We start from the raw sequence: 2,247 nt of genomic DNA, 5'->3' as shown, positions 1-2,247 counted from the left end.
CTCAGTTGGGCGCCGTGGCATCAGCTGGCTGGCAGGCTGATCTGCGCGTCCACCAGGGCGGGGACGAACTCAAAGAAGCGATCGCCGGGATATTCAGCCTGCTGATCGGCATCGGTGTAGCGCCGCACCTCGGCGCGCTCCAGATCGATGAAGCGGCTCTCGCAGTTGATGCTGACGCTGGACTCCGCCCCATCCACCACCCGCATCGTGTCCATATGGCCGGCCCACAGAGGAAAAGGATCGGCGACGAAGGCCCCCTGATCGTTGAGCAGGGCGCCCCACACTTCCGCGCGGCGCAGGCGATAGCTCTGCTCCGCCAGGGCGATGTCCACCACCGCCTGCGGCACCGGCGAGAGGGAGAGGGTCAGGCTGACCGCACGGATTTCGGTGGTCTCCTCGATCTCGCCGATGGCGCCCAGCGCACCGGCGCCCTCCCAGATCTCGCCAGCCCATGCGATCTGGCCGAGCCCCGTCCACAGCCGCATCGGGCCGGAGGCGAAGTCGAGCAGGACCAGGGTGACCGGGCAGACCACCGGAGCGGTGGCCGCAGCGGCGGCCTGCCGCGACAGGCGCGGCGTGGGCACCACGCCCTCCGGAGGCAGGGTTTCCGACATGCCGACACTCCGATTTACCGATATGTCAGCATATCGGGATGCCGACATATCGGGACGCTGGGTTACAACGCTTCTTCGAGGGAGAGGGTGTAGCTGCTGAAGCGGCCCGGGCTGGTGGGGTTGGCGCCCTCATCATCCGAGACCAGCCGCATGGCGACCGTGGGCTGGCTGAGCACCAGCGGCTCGGCCAGGGCCGCGGCTGCGCGCAGCGGCGGGGCGATGGGGATGCTGGCCGTGCCGGCCGCCGTGGCCGTCACCGCCTGGGTGGCGATGTAGAGGCGCCCCGCCAGCCCGATATAATCGCCGGCGCCGACGGCGATCTGGGACGGATACCAGCCCGCCGTCTCGATCGACAGCGCGCCACGCGCCGCGCCGGCCGCCAGCGCCGGGTTGCCCGAGCCCACCACCAGCCCCGTGCCATCGGTGAAAATGGTGGCGTCCGAGAAACTGTAGGGCCCGCTTGGAACATCGCCCTGGGCACGCGGATCCCCGCTGCGGTATTCGCGCCGCCAGTCATAGAGCCGCACCGTGTTGACCGAGCCGGCCAGCGCCGCCAGCAGCCCGTCCATCACCCCGGCCCGCTGGCGGTTCAGCGGATCGAAGGTCAGCTCCGCCACCCAGCGCGCCCCTTCCCGCCGCAGCACCTGCGTGGCGCGGGTGATGGGCGAGGCAAAGCGCAGCGTGTTGTGCTGCAGGTAGAAGCTCATGCGCGACGGGCGCAGCGTCTCCGGCCAGGGGTATTCCGTCATCCCTTCACCGTCCGATAGGCCGTGCCGCCACGGCGGATGGCGTCCAGCGTCATCAGCGAGGATTGCCGGGCAATCTGGTTGGCCAGCAGCCGCAGCCGCGCCTCGACGCCAGCATCGGCGCCGCGTGCATCGATGCTGATGCTCTGCTGGATGGTGGGGCCGCCCGGCGCGGTGCTATTGGGCAGCACGGTGCCGGAATTGCCGGGCACGAACCATTCGGGCCCGCGCTCGCCGACGATATAGGGCTGCCCGGCCGTCACCGGCCCGCCCTCGGCGCGGAACAGGCCGGAGAGCCAGGAGCCCGCGGAGGAAAAAATATCGCCGAAGGAGAAGCCCTTCACCGCCGCAGAAACGCTCTCCGTCAGCGGCTCGGTGATGGTCTTGCGGGCGATGATGCGGGCGATGTCGGAGAGAATGCCCTGCATCACCTTCGAGAGCTTCTCGCCTTTGACAATGGCATCCTCGAAGGCGCTGGAAAAGGTCAGGCCCAGTTCGCGCACGGTTTCATGGGCCTTGCCGCTCTCCTCGCCGAGCGCCTTGGCCCCCTCCCCCGCCTTGGCATAGCCCTCATCCAGCTTCTGCAGCGCGCGATCGATGGTCTCGACGGGAATGGGGCTGCCGATGGCCTGCGCCTTCTCGACCAGCTCCAGCAGGCGCTCGACGCCGCGCAGATAGCGCTGCTCGGCGGTTTCATTGGCCTCGATGAGCCTCTCGCGCTCAGCCAGGATCTTGTTCGTCTCGCGCGCCTGCTCGCGGATGGCCTGCTCGGCATCCGTGTTGCTCTGCCGGGCGCGCGCGATGCGCGGCTCTAAGGCCTGTTAGAGCTTGAATGCTGTTCCCATGTTCTGGGCATGGTGGAGAGCAGCGACAATCAGGTTTTCACG

4 protein-coding genes are annotated in these 2,247 nt (G+C 68.5%); 1 reads left to right on the top strand and 3 read right to left on the bottom strand.

Annotated elements, in window-relative coordinates; all coding sequences use genetic code 11:
• Nucleotides 1-20: 20 nt before the first annotated feature.
• The 3 genes from NON00_RS24400 to NON00_RS24390 all read right to left on the bottom strand — a co-directional run bounded on the left by NON00_RS24400 (nucleotide 21) and on the right by NON00_RS24390 (nucleotide 1,863).
• Complete coding sequence (locus tag NON00_RS24400; RefSeq protein ID WP_256025405.1) at nucleotides 21-614, bottom strand: hypothetical protein; 594 nt, start codon at nucleotides 612-614, stop codon at nucleotides 21-23.
• A gap of 62 nt (nucleotides 615-676) precedes the next feature.
• Nucleotides 677-1,363 carry a hypothetical protein gene (locus NON00_RS24395; RefSeq protein ID WP_256025403.1) on the bottom strand — a complete coding sequence of 229 codons (687 nt, stop codon included), beginning with the start codon at nucleotides 1,361-1,363 and terminating at the stop codon, nucleotides 677-679.
• On the bottom strand, nucleotides 1,360-1,863 hold the full coding sequence (locus NON00_RS24390; protein WP_256025401.1) for a hypothetical protein: 504 nt from the start codon (nucleotides 1,861-1,863) through the stop codon (nucleotides 1,360-1,362). The genes NON00_RS24395 and NON00_RS24390 overlap by 4 nt, the downstream gene beginning before the upstream one ends.
• Before the next feature lie 6 nt (nucleotides 1,864-1,869).
• Here NON00_RS24390 and NON00_RS24385 point away from each other — a divergent pair, with 6 nt between their 5' ends.
• Nucleotides 1,870-2,175, top strand: coding sequence for a hypothetical protein (locus tag NON00_RS24385; RefSeq protein WP_256025399.1), 306 nt, complete (start codon nucleotides 1,870-1,872; stop codon nucleotides 2,173-2,175).
• Nucleotides 2,176-2,247 lie beyond the last annotated feature (72 nt).

This window comes from Roseomonas sp. GC11 (genome assembly GCF_024437745.1).
In the GTDB taxonomy this organism is placed as follows: domain Bacteria; phylum Pseudomonadota; class Alphaproteobacteria; order Acetobacterales; family Acetobacteraceae; genus Pseudoroseomonas.
This window is presented reverse-complemented; position numbering and strand designations above follow the sequence as displayed.

Bases quoted from the DNA above. Each gene is read 5' to 3' on its own strand.
- NON00_RS24400 (WP_256025405.1), bottom strand. From the start codon at position 614: ATGTCGGAAACCCTGCCTCCGGAGGGCGTGGTGCCCACGCCGCGCCTG.
- NON00_RS24385 (WP_256025399.1), top strand. From the start codon at position 1,870: ATGGGCCTTGCCGCTCTCCTCGCCGAGCGCCTTGGCCCCCTCCCCCGC.
- NON00_RS24395 (WP_256025403.1), bottom strand. From the start codon at position 1,363: ATGACGGAATACCCCTGGCCGGAGACGCTGCGCCCGTCGCGCATGAGC.